Source organism: Paenibacillus montaniterrae, assembly GCF_018403185.1.
GTDB lineage: Bacteria > Bacillota > Bacilli > Paenibacillales > Paenibacillaceae > Pristimantibacillus > Pristimantibacillus montaniterrae.
In genome coordinates, this window is record NZ_BOSE01000066.1 from 1 (window position 1) to 243 (window position 243).

The window sequence follows — 243 nt, forward strand, 5'->3', positions numbered from 1 at the left end:
CTGGTTTGGGCTAATCCGCGTTCGCTCGCCGCTACTGACGGAATCACTTTTGTTTTCTCTTCCTCAGGGTACTTAGATGTTTCAGTTCCCCTGGTATGCCTCACGCTAGCCTATGGATTCAGCTAACTGTAACTGTCTATTACAACAGCTGGGTTTCCCCATTCGGAAATCCCCGGATCGACGCTTGCTTACAGCTCCCCGAGGCAGTATCGTTGTTCGCCACGTCCTTCTTCGGCTCCTAGT

Annotated in this window: 1 rRNA gene; it reads right to left on the reverse strand. The window is 51.9% G+C overall.

Features of this window, described 5'->3' with window-relative positions:
- Positions 1–243 (reverse strand): 23S ribosomal RNA (locus KJS52_RS27185); the annotation flags it as partial.